Below are 21,766 nucleotides of genomic sequence, written 5' to 3' on the forward strand. Positions count from 1 at the left end.
GCCGTCATAAAGAATAAGAGAGCGTATGCTCAAACGCTCTTTTATATCAGTGACTAACTGTTATATTTTAAATTGGGTAACCAATTCTCTTAGCTGCGAAGATAACTGTGCAATTTCACCAGTAGAGGCCCTTGTTTGATTTGCGGCAACCGCATTTTCTTCCGCAATTCGTTTTACATTTATCACGTTCTCGTTAATATTCTCAGCCACTGAACTTTGCTGTTCGGATGCACTTGCAATCTGAATATTCATGTCGTTAATCACGCTGATAGCGAGAGTGATTTCCTGCAATGCCCCGCCGGTGTCATTGGCTTGCTTTACACTTTGTATCGCTTGCTCTTTCCCTTGATCCATTACCGCTACCGTACTCTTAGTTCCAACCTGCAACTGCTCAATAATTATCTGAATTTCTTGAGTGGACTCCTGCGTTCTCTGAGCAAGAGAGCGAACTTCATCGGCCACTACGGCAAAGCCACGACCCTGCTCTCCTGCGCGAGCAGCTTCAATAGCAGCATTAAGTGCCAGTAAATTAGTTTGGTCAGCGATTCCTCGGATAACATCAAGAATTTTACCAATATTCATAGTTTCCAGTTCAACTTCACCAAGCTTATCTGAAGATTCATTCACCCTATCGGCAAGCGTACTGATGGCTAAAATTGTCTTTTCAACCACTTGTGAACCAACACTCGCTTCATTGTCTGCTTGATTAGCCGCTTCAGCGGCCTTAGCTGCATTGTTAGCAACATCATGGACCGTCGCCGCCATTTCGTTCATTGCGGTTGCAACCAAGTCTGTTTCGGTTTGCTGGTTTACAATCCCCTGGCTTGACTGCTCTGTTACCACAGCCAACTCTTCTGAAGCAGAAGCAAGCTCAGCGCTGGCGCCTGATATGGTGGAAACAATATTTCTCAAATTGCTCGCCGTACCTTGAATGGCTTTCAGTAACTGACCAGTTTCATCTCGGCCTGCACTGGTTACTTCAATAGTTAAGTCCCCCTCAGCAAGATGATTCGCGGCCTTCACTGCCTGACTTATCGGACGGGTTATGGAGACCGTCAGTAAGTAGGCCGCAATAGATCCGATCACTATGGCTATAAGAGAAAGCAACAGGGTAAGGTTGATACTGCCATCTGTACTTGCTTGTAACTCGGGCCCCAATATATCTTGTTCTGCCATGACAGAGAGCTTTACGTCTTCTACATTTTTCGCAACCTGCGGGCCAATTAGATTCAGTGTATTGTCAATCAGCTCATTTCTCTTTTCGATAAGCCTATATATCTCATGCAGGCCATTCACATAGATCTGTTGAGCCTTAAACAATTGGGAGAGCAATTTTTTTTGGGTAGGATTTTGCAGGTATTGATTCAGCTCTGTCGCTTCTTCTTCCAATTTTGTTCCTATCTGGCTGATCGCGACAGCGTAATCTTCCTGAGTGTTCGAGTTGAGGAATTTGGAAACAAACAACCTGCCGAATAATAATGCCTCTTGAACATGAGAGGCGTGGTAAACGATCTCGGGATCATTTCCATCATAGGCAGATTTGATAATCTCGGCGATAGCCTTTCTCATCAGCTCTCCCTCTGGAATAAGCTTTTTATTTAACACACTGTTTCGCTGCTCAATTAAAGCCACAACACGAGTGAAAGCACTTTCATATTTAGATATTGAAAGATCCACGTCCGTAATTAATTCTGCGCGTTCCGGTTTTTTAATTTCATTTTTGGCCTCATCCAAGAAGGTATGCATCTTAGCAAGGTGGTCTTTATATTGAGCTAAGTCTGTATCACTTTGGGTATTGAGGTAGCTCAGCACTTTCAGCCGAACCATCAGCATATTGGCCTGTAAGCGACCAGAAAGGTTGGTATCTCTCGCCAGACCTCTGTATGTAGTAACACCTTCATCCGCCTTTTTAAGAGCGACGACTCCCACACCGAGTACAAGAGAAAGCAGGACTAAAACAGTAGAAAAGCTTAAGCCAATCTTCAAACCTAAGCGTAAATCTTTAAACATATCCACAACCCTTTAAATGTATTGTAGTAATTAATTTGTAAATACAGCCAGTTGCAAATATATCGTTAAAAACTAATGCATCTTGTGAAGTGAATAGAGAAATGCCTGTCTATGGTAAAAGCACTAGACATTCCGTCTTTCATTTTCAAATATTAATTTTAAAGTGACCAACAAATTAGAGGGCAGGATAATAAATTAACCGTACGGTATATTTATTGGGGTTTATCAAAATACAGGTATTTAAAATATTCCTTATAGCAAGAGTGTTAACCAAGCGTTATTTTGGAACCACTTCCAAGATGATAGGTACCCATCATTGCGAGCGAATATGCCAGCAAGCTAACACTCTGATAAAAAAGTTAAACGATTTCCCAACCCAAAAGAGCTACACATTTTTATGCAGCCTTCAGAAAACCACTTATTAAAGAAGGGCAATCACAACAACTAGAAACAGATATATGGATTCGTAACACCTTATCTCTGATCTCTTCAAAACAAAAAAGCCATCGAGTCTCCTCGATGGCTTTTATCTTTATTGTGGGTTAACCCCTTTAGCTAAACCTAGAAGCTAAAGTTAACTTTTGCCGTGTAAGTCGTGCCGTCGAAGCCGTAAGGCAGTGCGCGCACCGGGTACTGAAAGGCCTGATTGGTAATGAAATCGAGCGATTCATTCGCGCCTAGCTCGTTAGGCGTGATATCGAGATTGTTTTTTATGTCCTGAGAGAAGCTCAAGGGATTATGTTACTTGCGTTTTGCGATTTGGGAGGCTACTAACTCACGTATAGAACAAAAAATCCATTTATGATCGAACAGGTGAGTTCGCACTCCCTTGATGCGCCTGCTGTGCTCTCTCTTGGGCATTATGGAGCTCGACCCCGTCACTGGCCACTTCCAGGGCGACATCGCAGCTGGCAGGTGATTGGTCTACCTTCTCACAACGGTTGAGTTCGAGTGTAAAGGCTTTCTTGTCGATGGCTTGGGCGAGCTTGGCGCAGCTCATTGGATGTTCATTTTCCTCGCGAAAGTACAAGCGTTGCCTGTTCCCCTCACCTTCCCCCTCATCGTTGGCGATCAGGTACTCCCAATCGTCACCCCAGGAATCAATGCGAAATCGATGGGCGCCGGAATCGGTAAACACTGTGATCTGAGGTCCAACCTTAACGCCGTATTTCAGATGGTTAGTGGCGTATACTCGCAGATAACAGGTAAATAAAACGTCATCACTGTCTTGAGAGCTAAACTCAGACTCTGAAACCGCATCCAGTTGAAATGAGACATCTTTATCACAACCTGATAATGCAACAACACTCAAGATGAGTGCAGTAATCCAGGTGTTCTTCATCGCGCTGCCGACTCTAATGTAATTATTTGTATCCAAGCTTAACAGAGTCTGGTTTCATATTTTAAATCATTGCACTTACTTACAAAGCGCCTGGCAAGAGATATAACCTTTAAACATCCCTTTCTTAGCCAATAAATTGGAAAAAAATACTAAATACGAATATCTATTCACCACAATTGTTCAATTGAAGATGTTTTATCTGAGTAAAACTTTTTTCAAGCAGACGCAAAACCTCAACACATAGACAGAAACTGACAATGTAAAGAGGTTAAGGCGATGACAAAGGCGATCTATTTGCCCAACAAACCGTCAGGCTACCGGGCGTTATTGAACCGGTGTTATGACTATTGTATGTAGCACCTCACCCGGCAACAGAGGAGTAGCTTCCTGTTTGGCATACTCATCGAATCCAGCCCGGTAGTAGTCAGATAACGGATGGCCAGACTGGCCACCGGGGATCGTCATGATGGCATTGTCCTCGGCTCCCGGTTGTACGATGAAGCGCTGTGAGGCGCCGAAAGAGCTACGCTGCACGGCGGGCATAAAGGTGTCACCGAAGGCCTCGACTTCAGGCATATCTAACCATGAACTCAAGATTGGCAACTGTTTACTGAAGGGGTGCTGGATCTTCAGGGCATTAACCTTGCCCCAGCTTAGGTCGGCTAACTCCTCACTGTCACTGAAGGCAGCCAACAGATCGGCAACAGAGTGTTGATAACTATCGATAGCAAAGTCATCCCAGTTTTTATAACCATCGGCTAACCAGGTTTCAGGTCTCTCCTCGATTAACTGCCACATTCCAGGTTCCAGATAACGTTTAACCACCGAAAGAGATAGATGATGTTTGCCTAAACCTGTCTCGATTGGTGCAAAGCTGGCATCGATTAGCCTCGCCCTGAAATGCCGGACTAAGGTGTAGCCTACCGAGCTTGGGCAGGCGCATGCTTGCCAGTCCCTGAGGTACTGAATATCTTTGGCAAAACGCTTAGGCTGAGTCGAGAGCAGCTCAAGCAGGTATCCGTGCCAAGGCTTTAAAAACTCTGCACGATTATCCAACTGTAACTGATAAAATGCGGCTTCATCGAAATGTGAATTTGCCTGTAAATTATCGCGAATTTGCATCGCACGGGCACCGAGCGCATATCCGCCATCGCCAAATCGAACTTGTTCACTCGATGACATCACCCGTGAATTGGCACTCCAAAGACGACCATTTTCGGGATTGAACACACTGGGAAGTGTCGTTTCGTCAAGGTTCCAACCTTTGGCTTGAAACTCTGAGGCATCTTGAGCGACATCAGATGGGTTAGTGCGTGAGGGAATCGCGCCTGTGGGTTTCCAGGCCGCACTCCCCTTACTGTCCACTATCATCATATTCTGTACCGGGATCCCGACTGTTGTCGCTACCTCCAGGCCGTCGGCTACATCTGTTGCCGTCTCCAATCCCATCAAGTCCATATCGACGGCATAGTCTTTATGGGCCACCCAGCTCAACGCATATCTCTGGCCGCCGACAGAGCGAACCGGGCCATATTGAGACATCTCGATACTATATTCATGACTCTTGCCATCAGGAAGCGGGATCTGTTCTCGCTCAAATACAGTGATCTCATCGGCGGCTAACTTTATCCAGTCGGCCGTGTCGATATAGGCGTTAGTAAATCCCCAGGCAACCTTATTATTACTGCCGACCACAATGACCGGCGCGCCGGGCAGGGAGACCCCGGTGACCTGCACACTCTCTTTGGTTATCGAATGGGGGTAGTTGAGCTGAGCACGGTACCAGATAATAGGTACTGCAAATGACAGGTGCATGTCATCCGATAACATAGCGCGTCCCGACTCGGTTAGTGCCCCGGTTACTGCCCAGTTATTACTGCCGATATCCAGGGGCTCTTCAATCGCTTGATTGACTGCATTAGCCACAAGTTCCGAAGAGAGATTCGGAACACTTACAGCTTTCATGGGGACTAGACTGGCATCGAGCGCCGCCTGAAAAGCGCTTGGCTGAGTAATAAACGCCAACATCTCCTCACCATAAAATTGTTTAATCTGCTCTAATACCAGGTCACGCTTAACCGTATTAGCCTGCAGGTCCAGATACATACTATAGATAACCAATAGACTGTCGGCAGGTTTCCATGGAGTGGGAGTCGCTCCTGTGACAAGGTATTCAAATGAATTCACAGGCATGGATTTTAAAGCTTCATTGACGCCGTTAGCGTAGGTCTGCAAGAGTAATTTTTCGGCTATCGGCAACTTGGCGACAATGTTTTCGGCATGCTTTCTGAACTGATGAAAACGGCGGGACTCATCCAGCTTAATCGCTTTTTCACCAAATATTTCCGATAGCTCGCCCGCGGAGTTTCGTCTGAGCAGATCCATCTGAAAAAAGCGGTCCTGACTGTGGGCATAACCTAGTGCAAATGCCACATCACGCCGACTATCACCGCTCACAATCGCAGTACCTAACCGATCTCGCTCAATCTTAACTTCAGACGCTATGCCCCCGCTCTCCCATTGACCCGACAACTTTGGCAGGCTCAGGTGAAGTCCGAGGTAGATGCCCATAGCCGCGAGAAAGGTGAGTGTTAAGGCACCGAGAAGGAATATTCTTATTATTCTAAACATTAACTAACGCCATGATTAACAGATGCTTTTACCCATCATAGCGAAAGTTATGGGGATGTTAAATATAAAAGAGCAAAAAAACAGCAGTAAAGCCTTTAAAGAAAAACCTTAAAGGCTGTAACCAAACTTGTGGACACCCGTATTCAGTGCCCTCACATTCAATCCCTATTTTAGTTAATGCTGCTCACACTGGGGTATTTGTCACAGATCCAATCGACGATTTTCATGATCCTGGCATCGCGCTGCTTGGATGCTTTATAAGCTATAGAATAATTAAAACCTGAATAGCATGAAGGGAGCTCTAATTTCACCAGGTTACCAGACTCAATTTCCACCCTTAAGGTCTGTTCAACCCCTAGTACGATCCCCTCTCCAAATATAGCGGCTTGAACGGCAAGCATATTATGATTGAACACTAACCTTTTCTGAGTCGAACTCATTTCGACACCGTTATCTCTGAACCAGCTATCCCAATCCAGGCCATAATCTTTATGCTTTGAAAACAGCAAACAATGCTCGTGCAAATTTTGTGTGGTAATTTCTTTTGATTTTTCAAGATACTCAGGACTGCAAAATGCAATAAGTGTCTCTTTGATAAGAGGTTTAAAAACATATCCATCTTGTGACTCTCGAGTCACAATAAATATATCGGCAATCATATCGCTCATTTCAATGTCATTTTGAAACATGCCGACGTTGATATTCAATTCAGGGTATTGTTTTCTTAACTTCTCCATATTCGGTACCAACCATCTGGCCGCCAGAGAAGTATATGAATGCACCCTGACCTCTCCAGACATAGTCGGGACCAGACTCGCACAGACACTATTTAAGTCATAGAAAACCGGAGACAGTCTCTGCCTCAGTTCAAGGCCCGCCTCGGTAAGGTTGATCTTGCCTGCATTTCGATAAAATAGCTTCTCTAAGAAGTAGTCTTCCAGCTGTTTGATCTGTTGTGACACAGCACTTTGAGTAATGCTCAATTCATTAGCGGCAAGAGAGCAACTTTCTAACCTTGCACAGGACTCAAAAATCTGAAGCGCTCTTAACGGAATATTATTATTCATAATTAACTAAATATCGAAAACCTTCCAGACAGATTATCATAAGCGTTTACTGAAAAGATGTAATGACGCGCACAATAAAGTGTTACACCCTGGTTAAATATAGAGGTAGTTATTAATAATAAGACCGGGCTCACAAACACTCACGATAACGTGAACATCAATAAAAAGGTAAATTTAAGTACAGATAAAAATATAAACCCAGTTGTGAAGATAAATATTAAAATATATACAAATGTGAATAAAATTATAAACCTAAGCTGTTCGTGTAAGCTATTTTACCTCCGACCGTTAAAATGACATATACATCTCACCCACTATTAATCCAATAAATACTCAGGTCACAGTTTTATAACTTGGACGTTGTTACTAGTTAATTACCCGTTAATTACAATAGTGCCTAACTGAATTCAGTTGAGCACTAATCTATAGATGCTTAATTAAGCAATTCAGGTTCCATTGAGACACGGTATTTAGCTAACCAATTATCGAACTCAGGTCTTCGCTGACCTCATCGAGGAACTCATCGGCTTGGTCAAACACACCTAACATCTTAATAAAACCGTGAATGACACCGTCATACATCTTATGTTTTACCGGCACGCCACATGCGTGAAGTTTTTGCGCATAATAACAGCCATCGTCGCACAAGGGATCATACTGGGCGGTATAGATGAACGTAGGTGGCAACGCGCTATGGTCGGCTGCATCGAGGGGCGAGCAGTAGGGATTTTTTGCATCGGCTTCGCTGCGCATATAGTGATGCCAGTAATATTTCATACTGGCTTGCTGCAATAGATAACCTTCTGCGTTAGCGACGGCCGAAGGGGTATTCCATCCGTATTGTACTGCCGGGTAGACCAAAACCTGATAAGCCAACTTAGGACCGTTTTCATCACGCAGGCGCAAACATACCGCGGCGGCAAGGTTACCGCCGGCACTGTCGCCTAGAATACCAATTCGGTTCACATCCAAACCCAGCTGCGATGCATATTCGAACACCCACTGAGTCGAGGCATAGCAATCATCCATAGGAATAGGAAACTTGTGCTCCGGAGCCTTCTGGTAATTAATGGCAATAACCACGGTTCCGGTACGATTGGCCAGTGCACGGCTGAATGAATCATTGGTTTCTATGTTAGATACCACCCAACCACTGCCATGAATAAAGATAAGCCCAGGCTGCAATTCGGCCGTATCTTCACGACCTTCGGGTCGATAAATACGAATGGGCAAATCAGCCGTTGGTCCCGGTATAAATCTATGCTCTACGGCCGCAACCTTTTCTGGTTGACGGCTTGGAATTGCAACGGCTAATGCGGCCAGATCTTCACGTCTGGACTCTGCCGGCGTCATATCTTCATAGGCCGGGGCTCCCGAATCACGCACCTCTTGCAAGAACTGTTCAACTTTTGGATCGAGCGGCATGCTCCTCTCCTTATAAAAATGTGATATTAAAACTGTTTGTGAGTACATTTGAACACTTCATATGTCACCTCACTTATTCGTTTCTAACCTGAACATAAAAAGGTATGCCGCCTGACAATCACTAACAGCAACAGAATCAAACGATGTGGGGATTGATAATCATCAATTGACTCCATTGAAATAGAGCATGTGAGCAACAAAGCTCGTCAGACGGCATGAAAACCGTCACGCTTTGATAAGCGTATAACACTGTTATTAATGGCAATAGTTCCAAAATGCAGAGTTCTTCCCAGCCAGATTTTCACTAGCTTTTCGGCTGTACCTCGGTAGAGCCGGTTAAACGTGGGCGATTAGCCTCCATCTGTTCAAGCGGCTCTACCTCTTTCATGGTTCTCGATGAGCGACCTGAAAGCAGCTGATATTCCAGGGTGTTTAACCCTTTCCAATGCAGGTCCTCATCAGATACCTGACGAACGACCTTAGCGGGCGAACCAAGTAAGAGTTGCCTCGGCGCCCCTTTGAAACCCCCTTTTACAAAGCTCATTGCACCGACAATACTGTCAGCTCCTATCACGGCAGCATCCATCACCACCGCATTCATACCGACAAGTGCATTTCGCTTAATCACACAGCCATGCAAAATGGCGCCATGACCGATATGACCGTCTTGCTCGACAACCGTATCCATACCTGCGTAACCATGCATGATACAGCCGTCCTGAAGATTAGAGCCTTTCTCTAAAATAAGCCGTCCATAATCTCCACGCAGCGACGCGGTTGGCCCGATATATACATCCGCGCCAACGATAACATCACCGATTAATACCGCAGTTGGATGAACATAAGCGCTGGGGTCCACCACAGGCACCAGCCCTTCAAACTCATAACAGGCCATTTAAAATACTCACTAGCGTTATTCAAGAAATTAGCGGTTAACTCTCTGACTCAAAGCGCAAAAAATTAACGGATACTTTCTCTCATTCTGACCCGGTTAATTTGGTGAGCTCTGAATATCCAGGGGTCATTGATATTTCATTAAAACATTGAGCTCACCAGAAAACTTAAGCAGAGCTATTACGACTCAACTATTTCCACTGGATTTTTTCCACTGGACTATTTCCATTCGGCTAGGCCAAAGTTGAGATAGACCATCTCTGGATCGTTGGCATCCACCATTTTGAAATGAATGCAGTTATCATCCCATCTCCAGATTTGGGTCTTCACTGTGCTGCCCGGATACAATGATTTAGTGAGACGTGTCTTAAAACGCGTCAGACGTTCGGGTTCACCGGGAAACATGGCCTGAATAATGTGGCGACAGGCAACACCGGCCGTGCTCACCCCATGTAGGTTCGGCTTAGGGTGGCCAAACTCCTGAGCGTACTCCCAGTCCACATGCTGGGGGTGGTCGTCGCCGGAAAGTCGGTATATCAAAGCTTGGTTCAACGGGATAGCTTGTTCAATTTCATAATCAGGTGCCCGCTCCGGCATCTCTACGATATCTCTTGGAGCCTTGGGTCCACCGAAGCCGCCGTCAAACAGGGCGCAATCCCAGCTCTCATTGGTAAAGAGTTTAGTGCCGGCTTCATCGAAAGTTTCGCCTATATGTTGGGCCAGGCAGCCACGGCCTTCACCGCGGTCGAACAGCCCCTTGAGTAATACCTTAGTGCTTAACCTGCCGGGACAGATGGGTAATGGCTGGTGAATATGGAGATCGAAGCCCCAATGCAGCGAGCCGCCCCACTGGAAGCCGTAATCAATGGTCTTGGTCACCTCGGCATCGACAATCTGTATTGCCGCAAACATAGGCAATACTTTTAAATTCTTTTCATATACATAATCTAAATCTGTTTTTCCATCACTCCCTGCACCGCAGCCCAGTGCAAACAGCATGACATCCCTTTCGGTATATTCATTAATGAACGGACCATAGGTCTGTCCCTGCATTTCTAGCTTTAACGACATTTGAAACTCCTTTTATCTACCAAGACTAACAGCTGATATTTGAAGATCGGTCCCTTCAGAGGCTCTCCGAGCACACAAGGTATGGGTACAACAAGTTGACGCTCAGCCCGACGGGCTATAATGACTTTTAATGCATTTGGTATAGCCGTGGGACCGGGAGCACCAGGTCCCACAGCGTATTAAAGGCGGTTAATCGATAGATTATCTGCCTTTCCAAACAGGATCGCGTTTCTCAGAAAATGCTAAAGGTCCCTCTAGCGCGTCTTCAGAACGTAATACCGATGGATAGTTCTTCAATGTTCCGGTGCGGATATGGCGATATCCCTCTTCGACCGATAATTCACTGGTTTCACGATAGATCTCTTTAATCGCGGCAATGGCTAAAGGCGCACCTTGTGCAATCTCTTGTGCCAACTCACGTGCGCTCTCCATCAGTTTGTCACTTTCAACCACACGGTTAACGACGCCCCAACGTAGTGCTTCTTCGGCGCCCATACCACGGCCGGTCATCATCAACTCATTGACTATGGCAGGTGGCAGTAACTTAGGCAGACGCAACATTCCGCCGCTGTCCGGCACAATACCCAGCTTGGCTTCAGGTAGAGCAAAACTGGCATTTTCGCTACAAACGATCATGTCTGCGGCAAGCGCAAGTTCAAAGCCACCACCAAACGCATAACCGTTAACGGCTGCGATTACTGGCTTATCCAGATCGAAGATCTCTGTCAGTCCGGCAAAACCGCCAGGACCAAAATCAGCATCAGGAGCTTCACCTTCGGCAGCGGCCTTCAGATCCCAACCAGCTGAGAAGAAACGCGCACCTGCACCTGTAATAATCGCGACACGTAGTTCAGGATCTTCACGAAATGCCAGAAACACCTCGCCCATCTCAAAACTTGTTTTTGCATCTATGGCATTGGCCTTGGGTCTGTCCAGGGTAATTTCTAAAATGCTGCCATTTCGGGTGACGTGTAATGATTCGCTCATGCTAATACTCCGTTTGGAGTCATCCCTGATGACTCTCATTAAAAGATTAATTCACTAAATTTAATTCACTCAATACAACTTAAAGTCACGCAAGAAGTTTTTTATCTACTTTGCAAGTACAAGTTCTTGGGAATGACTCTCTTATTTCTACGAAAGATGGAACTTTAAACTTCGCCATATTTTCAGCACAGTAGTCGAGTATTTCACCGATACTCAGGGATAGGCCATCGTTAAATATAACGAAGGCTTTAACCGCTTCATCACGAATATGATCAGGCACACCGATAACCGCAGCATCTAAAATATAGGGATGAGACATCAGTGCCTTTTCAATTTCACTGCTTGATATGTTCTCTCCGGAGCGTTTAATCATATTTGTCTTTCTATCGACAAAATAAAATAAGCCCCTCTCATCGACATACCCTTTATCACCGGTAAAGAGCCAGCCGTCGGCAGTCAACACTTCAGCTGTCGCTTCCGGGTCTTTATAGTACCCCTTGAGGATGGTTCTTCCGGGAACCCCTTTGACTCGCAGATCACCTACAACATTCGGCGCAACTTCATCGCCGTTTTCATCGGTGATCTTGGCTTCATAAGAGAGCCCGGGCCTGCCGATAGACGGCCAGTGACGTTCTTCACCGGGCGTATCGCCAATCAGGCCGACTAAGGTCTCGGTCATGCCATAGGAGTTAAACAGCTCAACATTGAATCGCGTTTCAAAATCTAACTTCTCCTGATCTGAAATATGCATAAAAAACAACATATCGCGCAGACAATGATCACGCTCACCGGGCATTTCGGGCTGTAACATCAGAGTCCGGACTATCATCGGCATGCTGTGGGTGATAGTGGCCCTGTAATCACAAACCTGCTTCCAGAATTTACGCGCGCTGTACTTCTCAAGCATGACCAGACGAGCACCAACGGTGAACGCTGCCATGGCGGCATTACACTGAAAATCAATGTGAAAGCTTGGCATCATAGTCAGATAGGTGTCATCGGCTCTCAAGTTGGTTTGCCAGGCTGTGTAATAACCTGCGAACAGAAGATTACAGTGGGTGATCTCCACGCCCTTGGGTCTGGAAGTGGTGCCTGAAGTACATAATATTTCAACAACATCATCACTGCTCAGCGGCACAATCTTATCTAACTGAGTAGATTGTTGACTCAAAAGCATATCGAAGTTAATGGCACCCGATAACTCTGAATTTACCGTCCTGGTAACTAAGATATTATCGACCGAGTTATCATCATCCTGCTCTATCTGTTTATAGATAGGCAGAAACTCCTCTTCAATAACCGCAGCTTTTACATCACACTTATTGATGATGTATTTACACTCCCCATATACATATTGCGTATTAAGAGGAACGATAACTGCGCCTATTTTTGCTAATCCAAACCAACAGAATATAAATTGAGGGCTGTTATATAACTGTACAGCTACTTTATCCCCCTTATTAATACCTAATTGAAGGAACAGATTAGCAGCCTTATTAATTTCGCCATTAAGTGCACTATAAGTTAACTCTCGGACATCGCCAGCAGCATCCTCAAAAACTAACGCTGTGTTATCACTATATTTACGAGCACGCTCTTCCCACATGCATCTGATTGTTTTGCTACCAACGATATCCATTCTCAATGCCTCACTTACTACCAGAGACTTTGGCCAAGCCTTTTTCACTTAAACTTTGGATCTCTTCTTGTGAATAACCGATGTCACTCAGAATATCTGCGGTATCCATGCCGTGCTTTGGCATGCCACGCCAGATCTGACCCGGATTATTCTTGAACTTAGGCATCACGTTAGGTCCCTTACAGGTGTTACCGTCTATGGTCTTCCACTGTGTGATTGACTCACGGGCAACATACTGTGGGTTAGACTCAAGCTCTGGAACCGTCAATACCTTAGCGCAGGCAACTTTCAGCTCAGCAAATCTCGCTAACACCTCTTCGATGGAACGAGTCGCCATATAGGCATCCAGACTCTCTTCAACCTGCTCACCGAAAGGACACTCTACGCGGTGGATCAACTGAGTTCCTTCAGGGATCTCCTCGGTACCATAGAGGTGGGAGATATTCATATCCTTGAACATCTCTTCTATCTGCATCGCACCAACCAGCTCCATGACGATATAACCATCTTCACAGGTGTACAGACCACAACCGGCATAGTAAGGATCTTTACCTTTGGTCATACGCGGGCACATCTCGCCGCCATTGAAGTGATCCATCATGAAGTATTGACCCATACGCAACATCACTTCATACATGGCGATATCGATACTTTCACCGACACCGGTTTCGCGAACACGGTATAGGGCCGCTAAGGCTGAAGTTGTCGCCGTCATACCTGAGAAGTAATCAGCCGTATACGGGAAGGCCGGCATTGGCTGGTCCTTGTCTCCGTTCTGGATCAGGTAACCACTAAATGCCTGAGCGATTGTGTTGTAAGCAGGAAGATTGGTGTACTCATCGGTGCCGTACTGTCCGAAACCAGAAAGGTGGGCAACAACCAGTTTCTTATTGCGCTCCCACAAAACTTCGTCTGTGATGCCGCGACGAGCGAAGGCTGGACCTTTACTCGCTTCGATGAAGATATCGGTAGTTTCCATCAGCTTAAGGAAAGCATCACGACCTTCATCTTTAAAGATGTTCAGAGACAAGGCATGTAGGTTACGACGAGACAGCTCTGGATAGTTAGGCTGTACACGTATGGTATCTGCATAAGCTACGTTCTCAATCCAGATAACTTCTGCGCCCCACTCGGCAAGCATCTGGGCAGCAAACGGCCCTGCGATCTCAATACCGGAAAATACAACACGAACCCCGGATAGCGGGCCGAATGTAGGAGTGGCTAATTTATTTGACATAATACCCTTCTCTTTTATATTCAAACTAAGACTCTGCACGACGGTGTGTCGGCAATCTTTGATAAAGACTCAAACGGATTTGAAGATAAGGCGTACGGGCTCTTGAAAACGTGATGAAGACAGATGCGCGTTTTCAGGAACAGAGCAAGAATTTGAATTGCCTCCACATAAACTGTGGAGGCCTTGCCGTACGGATTAACCCAGCATTAATTATCTGTATTGCTTAAGTACAGAGCGACCAAGGGTCAGAATTTGCATCTCATCTGAACCGCCAGACACTCGGTCAACACGGATGTCACGCCACATGCGGCTGATACGATGCTCACCGGCGATGGCGTAGCCACCAAGAACCTGCATTGCAGAATCGATAACTTCGAAACCGGCATTAGCACAGAAGTATTTACACATTGCCGAGTCACCGGATGTCATAACGCCGTTATCACATTTCCAGGCTGCCTCATAAACCATGTTCTTCATGCTGTTAAGCTTGATAGCCATCTGAGCAAACTTATCCTGGATCAACTGGTAGCGACCGATAGTCTCACCGAACTGAACACGCTGGTTGGCATACTTAGCCGCATCTTCGAAGGCGCAGTAAGCCGCGCCATAGTTGGTCAGTGCAACTAAGAAGCGCTCAGAGTCGAACTCCTCCTTAACACGTAAGAAGCCGTTGCCCTCTTCACCGAACATGTCTGACTCTTCAAGCTCAAGTTCATCGAACTGTAGCTCACAGCAGCTGTCCATCTTCAGACCAAGCTTAGGTAACTTGCCTAACTTGATGCCTGGCTTAGACATATCGACAAACCATTCGGTAAAGATTGGCTTCTCTGAGTCGGCGTCTTTAGCCATAACCACGATGTAAGGCGTACCCGCCGCACTTGTGATAAAACACTTGCTACCAGTAAGGTAAACTTTGCCGTTCTTTCTTTTGTAAGTAGTTAGCAAACTACCAACATCAGAACCTGCACTTGGCTCAGTAATGGCCGAGTTCCACATCTGCTTACCGGTACCACGTAGCTCCATGATCTTTTGGATCTGGTCCTGGTTACCGTGTCTTAATACCGTTGCAATTCCTGGTAACTGGTACAACACATAAGTCGGTGCACCTAAGCGGCCCAGCTCTTCCCAGATAGCAGTCAGTGTAACCATGCCTTCGTCGAATCCACCGTGCTCTTCAGGAAGTAACAGGCTGTCGATGCCCATCTCGGCTAACTCTTTGACGAATCTTTCCGGATACTGGCTATTTTCGTCACACTCTGCGAAATAGTTTTCCCAGTTCTCCTTCTCCATCAAGTCACGAATACCAGAAACAAATAACTCTTGTTCGTCGTTTAATTTAAAATCCATCGTTTATTCCTATAAATTACTACTACTTGGTTCAAAGTCATGACCTGTCAGGCCAACACTAAGAAGCCCATTTGTTTTTACGTGCATCTTTCAAGAAAGAGATAATCACTAAGATATTGACAATAATCAGCGGTGCACCACCGGCAATAATCGCCGTCTGCAGTGGCTTAAGTCCGCCCAGTGATAACAGCACGATACCGATAATACCTACGAGTACAGACCAACCAACACGGATCCAAACTGGTGGCTCGTTGTCGGCATCAGCGCCCTTACAGGTAGACATGGCCAAGGTGTAAGAACAGGCATTGATCAAGGTGACCGTTGCAAGGAAACACAGGATGAAGAAGCCCCACATGGTAATGGTGCTCATTGGTAGTGCAGCCCAGGTCTCGATGATGGCACGTGGTGCACCATGGTCAGCGATAAGCTGTGGCATGTTGATGATATTTTCATTCATCAAGTTCATGGTGTTACTGCCAAGAATGGTCCAAAGGAACCAGGTAGAAGCAGTTAGACCCGCAACCATAGTCAGACAAAGCTCACGAACGGTACGACCACGAGAGATCTTAGCCAGGAAGATACACATCTGGATACCGTACACAACCCACCACGCCCAGTAGAACACGGTCCAGTCTTGTGGCCAGCTGCCTTCACCGATAGAGCTGGTGTAGAAGAGCATACGAGGCAGGTAATCAAACATCACACCGACTGACTCGGTGAAGTAGTTAACTGTAAAGCTGGTTGCGCCAATCAGGAACACCCAAACAAGCATGATGATACTTAGGTAGCTACGCAGGTCACTGGCAATCTTAATACCCTTGGTCAAACCGAAGGCTACACAGATAGCGTTGAAGATAATCCATGAAGAGATGACGATAGTATCGACTTCAATGGTACGTGGAATACCGAACAGCCATTGGATACACTCAGTAACCAAAGGTGTCGCCAAACCAAGACTGGTACCCATAGCAAGGATCAAGGCAACCACATAGACATTATCGATAAACGTACCGAGAATACCTTTGTGATGTTTACCTAAAACTGGCTCTAATGTGCCACTGGGACGAACCACATCCATCTTCTTAACGAACAGGAAGTAACCCAAAGCAACAGTGAAGAAGCCATAACCCATCCAAGGCAGAGGGCCCCAGTGGAAGAGACTATACGCGACACCAAGCTCTTTCGCCTGAACCGAGAGGGACTCGAGCTGGAAAGGTGGATAGGTCACATAGTAATAGACCTCTAACGATCCCCAGTACAGTACGGCAGCCGAAGTACAAGATGCGAACATCAGGAAGATCCAACTTCCGGTACTGAACTCGGGCTTCTCCTGGCCTAAGCGGTTATTAGCGTAAGGTCCCCAGACCAACCAGGCCCAACCCGCAGCCATAAATATCATGTACCACTCAAATGCCCATCCCCAAGAGTGAGTCAAGTAGTGAAAGACATCCTTAATAACAATATTAGCCGCATCCAAATCTCTTACAGTCAAGTAAGAGAGCAAAATGACGATAAGCAATGAAGGAAAAAAGATTTTAGGTTCAATAGTAACCTTCTTCTTTTTTCCTGCAGTGAGGTCCACATCCATAGTTTTTTCATTCATCTTAATACATCTCCCTCTTTATTTTAGGAGGATAATAGTTAAGGCTTCGAAGTTCTTTCAATCTGTGTATTTATCAAATCCATCAATTAGCTCATAGCAATTCAGATAATAATTCTGACAGTAAAGGCTAACAATTAAGAGTAGTTAAAAACGCAAATCAAAATAACCTAACACACCTTTTTCATTTTCTTATCAACAGACAATAACCAACAATTAAATAGAGATAATTTATTAATTAATATTCATTGGTTGACGGCAGAATAATGCATTCCCTGACATTCTTATTCAGTGATCGTTATCACGTTCATTTGAAATAGAAAAAAAACAAAAAAAACCACTTAAAAAATAGTGTTATTCCTATCACAAAACAGGGGATAAAGATGAGGTTGAAAGAGGTAAAAGCAAGGCAGTGAAAAATCAGTGAACCAGTATAAACCTGAAACAAAACCCAAACAAAAGCAATCGCAACAAGCTGATTTAAAAAGACAAAAATAAACAAGCAGAACCAAAGTAAAGATACAAAACTATGACGTAAAAGTAAAAAAACGGGACTGAAAACAGTATGCCAAATAGTATTTCTAATAGTGATATTAGTATTGCTAAAACCCCGTATTAGTAGAGCTAACATTAATATTAGAGTCACTAAAAATCAATGTAAAAACCAGTTAAAACCGACACTATTAGCAGAGCTAATATTATTATTACAACAACTAAAACCCCTTGTATTTAAAGAGCTAAACAACATACCCAAAGAGCTCTATTAGAACGGCTAATATTAACGTTAGAAACACTAACAGCAAACACTTAATAAGTGTGACCCGTCTAACATTAGCGCTGATAATTCTAGTCATATAATTGCACCACTTACTAAATCAACATGCAGCAATAAAACAATATACTTTTAAACTAAGTACTAGATACATATTGATGTCGCTATATATGATTTATTTGCAATACCGATAGATTAACGTTGTTGATACGCCGGATTGGCAACAAACAATAAGCATACAGCGGTTTGACCGTCAAAACGTTATCAGAAGTTATATAAGTAAAACCATAAATAATATATGCCATACATCAAATTTAGAAGTATGTAATATCTAAACTGGAGAAATAATGAAAATTATTACGTGTTACAAATTAGTTCCTGAAGAGCAAGATATCGCAGTGAAAGCTGACGGTGTTCTGGACACAAGCAAAGCAGCGCCAAAGATCAACCAATTTGATCTCAATGCGGTAGAAGCTGCTGTAGAGATCAAATCATTGGTTGATGAATGCAAGATCACCGCTCTGAGTGTAGGTGGCAAGGCCCTGGATAATCCTAAAGCCCGTAAAGATATCCTCTCTCGCGGTCCCGACGACCTTACAGTGGTGGTTGACGAAAAATTTGAACAGACTCTACCTCATCAAACGGCTCGCGTTCTTGCAGCCGCCGCACAGAAAACCGGTTTCGACCTGATTGTCTGTGGTGATGGTTCTGGTGACCTATATGCACAGCAAGTTGGTATGCAGCTTGGTGAACTACTGGCAGTTGCCACTATCAACGCCGTCAGCAAAATCGTTTCTGCCGAAGCAGGCAAGGTTACCGTTGAAAGATCCTTGGACGATGAAGTTGAAGTTCTGGAGATCACGCTTCCTGCCGTTATTTCAGTTTCAGCCGACATCAACGAGCCATCGATTCCATCGATGAAGACAATTTTAGCCGCAGGTAAAAAGCCGGTAACTAAACTTGCAGCCGAAGAGATCGACCTAGCCGAAATTCCGGCTCTTGTTGAATCAGTTTCTGTACTGGCTCCAAAGCAGGCTGAACGTAAGCAGATCATTATTGACGGCGATGATGAAGACCAAGTCGCAGAATTTGCAGAACACCTGCGCAAAGCACTTAAGTAAGGGGAAAAATGATGAGCAAACTGTCTAATGTATGGGTATTTAGTGATATCGCTTCCCGTTTACCTGAAGTTATCGCCGGTGGTGTTGAACTAGGCGAAAAAGTGTCGGCTTTCGTGATTGGTTCTGAAGATGAGATAGCGAAAGCATACTCATTGGGTGCAACCCATGTGTATTACCTGGGCGAGAAAGATACCAGCAAGATTATTGAAGATTATGCCGAGACTATGGCTCACGCCATCTCAAATGGCGACACAAATACCTTGATGCTGCTTGGTGCTACCAAGCGCGGTAAAGCACTGGCTGCAAAATTGGGTGTACAACTTAATGCCGGTGTTATCAACGACGCCTCTGAAGTCACTGTAGCTGATGGCGTAACAGCCAAGCACATGGTCTACGGCGGCCTGGCTATCGGTGAAGAGAAAATCGTATCGCCAGTAGCTATCGTCACTATCGGCAATGGCGTGTTCGAAGCTGGCGAAGCCGACAGCTCAAAAACCGGTGAAGCGGTTTCTGTATCATTTATCGAACCTAAAGCGGCTATCAAGTGTATCGAGCGCCGTGCTAAGCAAGGTGAAAGCGTCGACTTAGGTAAGGCGAAACGCGTTATCGCTATTGGTAGCGGTATCGGCAAGCAGGAAAATCTGCAGATGGCAGCGGATCTCGGTGCAGCACTTGACGCAGAGCTTGGTTGTTCTCGTCCAATTGCCGAAACAGAAAAATGGATGGAGCGCGAGCGTTACATCGGTGTATCAGGTGTCATGCTTAAACCTGAACTTTACCTGGCTCTGGGTATTTCCGGACAGATCCAGCATATGGTTGGCGCATTAGGTTCACAAACTATTCTTGCGGTAAACAAAGATAAGAATGCACCAATCTTCCAATATGCTGACTACGGCATTGTTGGTGACCTGAATAAGGTTGTACCGGCACTGATCAGCGCCTTTAAAGGTTAATTGAAGATCGGGTCGTATTAATCTCCCGACGTAACACCGGACACATTCATGTCCGGTGTTAAAACCCAAATTATGTGAAGAGTAAATTTGTATGGAAGAAGAAGCATTTGACGCGATTATCGTAGGAGCCGGGCTTGCTGGATGCGTTGCCGCTTATGTTTTAGCAAAAGAGGGAGCGGACGTTCTCGTTATTGAGCGCGGTAACTATGCCGGCAGTAAAAACATGACCGGTGGCCGACTCTATGCTCATAGTCTGGAGAAGATTATTCCCGGCTTTGCTAAAGAAGCCCCGGTAGAAAGAAAAGTTACTAAAGAAAAAGTCACCTTCCTAACCGATGATACCGGCGTCACACTGGACTACCATAATGGCCGTTCACAAACATCGACACAAGAATCTTATACCGTATTACGGGGTGACTTTGACCAATGGTTGATGGCTAAAGCCGAAGAGGTTGGTGCCCAGTTTATTACCGGTATTCGTGTCGATGAACTGATTACTAAAGATGGCAAAGTCGTAGGCGTTAATGCAGACGGTGATGAGTTGATGGCTAACTCGGTAATTTTGGCCGAAGGTGTTAACCCAGTGCTTGGTGAAAAATTAGGCATGGTAAAACCTAAAGTAAACGCAGATGCCATGGCTGTAGGTGCAAAAGAGCTGATCGAGCTTCCAAAAGAGGTCATTCAGGACAGATTTAATCTCTCTGATGATGAAGGTGCAGCATGGTTGTTCGCCGGTTCTCCATCAAATGGCTTGATGGGTGGTGGTTTCATCTATACCAACCAAACTACAGTCTCATTGGGTATCGTTTGCGGACTGCATGATATTGGCAGCTCAGATAAAACCGTTCCACAAATGCTTGAAGACTTCAAAAATCACTCAATCATTAAGCCTCTGCTTGAAGGCGGAAAACTACTCGAGTATTCGGGTCATGTTGTGCCGGAAGCTGGCTTAAATATGGTGCCTAAGTTAGTCGATGATGGCGTGTTGATCACGGGTGATGCGGCAGGTTTCTGCTTGAACATAGGTTACACCGTCCGCGGTATGGATCTTGCCATCGCTTCTGGTGAAGCTGCAGCAAAAGCCGTATTAACTGCACGTGAAAACAAGGATTTCAGTGCACAAGGTTTGTCTTCATATCAAACTCTTTTGGAAGACAGCTTTGTAATGAAAGATCTGAAACTCTATAAGAACCTACCAGCTTTCATGGAGACTCCAAGGATCTTCAACGAATATCCAAAGATGGTTGCCGACATAATGGAAAGCATGTTCACAGTAGATGGCAGCGAATCACAACCACTTCGGAAGACCCTCATGAAACACTGTAAAGAAGTGGGTTACATGAACCTGATTAAAGATGGCATTAAAGGAGTGACTGCAATATGACCGAAAAAGTCAATGTAGACGTAAAACTTGGCGTCAATAAGTTTCATGTAGATGAAGGTCATCCACATATTATCTTAAAAGATAATCCTAATATGAGTGAATACCGTAAACTTGTTAATGCCTGTCCCGCTGGACTATATAAGCTAGAAGATGACGGCACTATCCGTTTTGATTCTGCCGGTTGTCTGGAATGCGGTACCTGTAAGTTTCTTTGTGGTGACACCATTTTGGAAAAGTGGGAATACCCAAGGGGCACATTCGGTATCGAATACCGATACGGATAAAC

At 45.1% G+C, this 21,766-nt stretch carries 17 protein-coding genes; 4 read left to right on the forward strand and 13 right to left on the reverse strand.

Annotated elements, in window-relative coordinates; genetic code table 11:
* Nucleotides 1–60: 60 nt before the first annotated feature.
* The 13 genes from EKG39_RS10085 to caiT all read right to left on the reverse strand — a co-directional run bounded on the left by EKG39_RS10085 (nucleotide 61) and on the right by caiT (nucleotide 17,253).
* Nucleotides 61–2,010, reverse strand: coding sequence for a methyl-accepting chemotaxis protein (locus tag EKG39_RS10085; RefSeq protein WP_148103055.1), 1,950 nt, complete (start codon nucleotides 2,008–2,010; stop codon nucleotides 61–63).
* A gap of 561 nt (nucleotides 2,011–2,571) precedes the next feature.
* Entirely contained in the window at nucleotides 2,572–2,742 is a 171-nt protein-coding gene (locus EKG39_RS23375) for a hypothetical protein (protein WP_185817581.1), read from the reverse strand.
* Between the two features lie 67 nt (nucleotides 2,743–2,809).
* Nucleotides 2,810–3,352, reverse strand: coding sequence for a hypothetical protein (locus EKG39_RS10090; protein WP_126505616.1), 543 nt, complete (start codon nucleotides 3,350–3,352; stop codon nucleotides 2,810–2,812).
* Between the two features lie 324 nt (nucleotides 3,353–3,676).
* Nucleotides 3,677–5,983, reverse strand: a complete 2,307-nt coding sequence (locus EKG39_RS10095; RefSeq protein WP_126505617.1) for a penicillin acylase family protein — start codon at nucleotides 5,981–5,983, stop codon at nucleotides 3,677–3,679.
* Nucleotides 5,984–6,153: 170 nt separating this feature from the next.
* A complete protein-coding gene (locus tag EKG39_RS10100; protein WP_126505618.1) occupies nucleotides 6,154–7,050 on the reverse strand; it encodes a LysR substrate-binding domain-containing protein in 897 nt (298 codons plus the stop codon).
* 474 nt (nucleotides 7,051–7,524) lie between these two features.
* Nucleotides 7,525–8,475, reverse strand: a complete 951-nt coding sequence (locus EKG39_RS10105) for an alpha/beta hydrolase (RefSeq protein ID WP_126505619.1) — start codon at nucleotides 8,473–8,475, stop codon at nucleotides 7,525–7,527.
* 304 nt (nucleotides 8,476–8,779) lie between these two features.
* Nucleotides 8,780–9,370 carry a carnitine operon protein CaiE gene (gene caiE, locus EKG39_RS10110; RefSeq protein WP_126505620.1) on the reverse strand — a complete coding sequence of 197 codons (591 nt, stop codon included), beginning with the start codon at nucleotides 9,368–9,370 and terminating at the stop codon, nucleotides 8,780–8,782.
* A gap of 218 nt (nucleotides 9,371–9,588) precedes the next feature.
* Nucleotides 9,589–10,440, reverse strand: a complete 852-nt coding sequence (locus tag EKG39_RS10115; RefSeq protein WP_126505621.1) for a MaoC/PaaZ C-terminal domain-containing protein — start codon at nucleotides 10,438–10,440, stop codon at nucleotides 9,589–9,591.
* Between the two features lie 201 nt (nucleotides 10,441–10,641).
* Nucleotides 10,642–11,427, reverse strand: a complete 786-nt coding sequence (gene caiD / locus EKG39_RS10120) for a crotonobetainyl-CoA hydratase (protein WP_126505622.1) — start codon at nucleotides 11,425–11,427, stop codon at nucleotides 10,642–10,644.
* An 85-nt stretch (nucleotides 11,428–11,512) separates the two neighbouring features.
* The gene (gene caiC / locus EKG39_RS10125; protein WP_126505623.1) at nucleotides 11,513–13,066 is read right to left on the reverse strand and encodes a crotonobetaine/carnitine-CoA ligase; all 1,554 of its coding nucleotides are present in this window, start codon (nucleotides 13,064–13,066) and stop codon (nucleotides 11,513–11,515) included.
* A gap of 10 nt (nucleotides 13,067–13,076) precedes the next feature.
* Nucleotides 13,077–14,303 (reverse strand): L-carnitine CoA-transferase, encoded by a 1,227-nt coding sequence (gene caiB / locus EKG39_RS10130; protein WP_126505624.1) that lies wholly within the window; start codon nucleotides 14,301–14,303, stop codon nucleotides 13,077–13,079.
* A 210-nt stretch (nucleotides 14,304–14,513) separates the two neighbouring features.
* Nucleotides 14,514–15,650: a crotonobetainyl-CoA dehydrogenase gene (gene caiA, locus EKG39_RS10135; protein WP_126505625.1), complete on the reverse strand. Its 1,137-nt coding sequence runs from the start codon at nucleotides 15,648–15,650 to the stop codon at nucleotides 14,514–14,516.
* 58 nt (nucleotides 15,651–15,708) lie between these two features.
* A complete protein-coding gene (caiT, locus tag EKG39_RS10140) occupies nucleotides 15,709–17,253 on the reverse strand; it encodes an L-carnitine/gamma-butyrobetaine antiporter (protein ID WP_126505626.1) in 1,545 nt (514 codons plus the stop codon).
* 1,116 nt (nucleotides 17,254–18,369) lie between these two features.
* On the opposite strand from caiT, the gene EKG39_RS10145 reads away from it, so the two are divergent.
* The 4 genes from EKG39_RS10145 to EKG39_RS10160 all read left to right on the forward strand — a co-directional run bounded on the left by EKG39_RS10145 (nucleotide 18,370) and on the right by EKG39_RS10160 (nucleotide 21,764).
* Entirely contained in the window at nucleotides 18,370–19,143 is a 774-nt protein-coding gene (locus EKG39_RS10145; protein ID WP_126505627.1) for an electron transfer flavoprotein, read from the forward strand.
* A gap of 11 nt (nucleotides 19,144–19,154) precedes the next feature.
* A complete protein-coding gene (locus EKG39_RS10150; protein ID WP_126505628.1) occupies nucleotides 19,155–20,096 on the forward strand; it encodes an FAD-binding protein in 942 nt (313 codons plus the stop codon).
* Nucleotides 20,097–20,187: 91 nt separating this feature from the next.
* Nucleotides 20,188–21,480, forward strand: coding sequence for an FAD-dependent oxidoreductase (locus EKG39_RS10155; RefSeq protein WP_126505629.1), 1,293 nt, complete (start codon nucleotides 20,188–20,190; stop codon nucleotides 21,478–21,480).
* Nucleotides 21,477–21,764 (forward strand): ferredoxin family protein, encoded by a 288-nt coding sequence (locus tag EKG39_RS10160; protein ID WP_126505630.1) that lies wholly within the window; start codon nucleotides 21,477–21,479, stop codon nucleotides 21,762–21,764. Before EKG39_RS10155 ends, EKG39_RS10160 begins: the two co-directional genes overlap by 4 nt.
* The last annotated feature ends 2 nt before the right edge of the window (nucleotides 21,765–21,766 follow it).

This window comes from Shewanella atlantica, from assembly GCF_003966265.1.
GTDB classification, from domain to species: Bacteria; Pseudomonadota; Gammaproteobacteria; order Enterobacterales; family Shewanellaceae; genus Shewanella; species Shewanella atlantica.